This window comes from Mesorhizobium sp. M4B.F.Ca.ET.214.01.1.1, from assembly GCF_004791545.1.
Taxonomy (GTDB): Bacteria; Pseudomonadota; Alphaproteobacteria; order Rhizobiales; family Rhizobiaceae; genus Mesorhizobium; species Mesorhizobium abyssinicae.
In genome coordinates this window covers 1-335 of the sequence record NZ_SRUX01000174.1, presented here as the reverse complement: position 1 = coordinate 335, position 335 = coordinate 1, and the positions used below count along the sequence as shown (strand labels likewise).

Genomic DNA, 335 nt, shown 5'->3' with positions numbered 1-335 from the left:
GTTCCGGCCTCGTCGACGAGCAGATCGTCGGGCCCTGAGACGAATCCGAGCGGCATGCCGTCCAGCGGCGTCATCGGCTGCACGTTCTTGCCCGCTGGCTTCGGCCCCGGCGGCGCGCAGCGGGGGTAGGGCGGCTTGAAGCGGAAGCCGCCGGGCACGTCCACGGTGCCAAGCAGGACCTGCAGCAGGTGGATGGCGCGGCAGGTTTGAAAACCGTTGGTATGGGCCGAGATGCCGCGCATGGCATGCATCGAAATCGGCCGCCCCTTGATCGTCTCGTGCCGGCGGCCCGCCCAGTCGATCCAGGCGACCGGCAGTTCGATCGTCCGCTCGAA

1 pseudogene is annotated in these 335 nt (G+C 69.0%); it reads right to left on the bottom strand.

Annotated features, from left to right (window positions below):
- Positions 1-335 (bottom strand): annotated as a pseudogene (locus tag EN857_RS33785) (formate dehydrogenase); the annotation flags it as partial.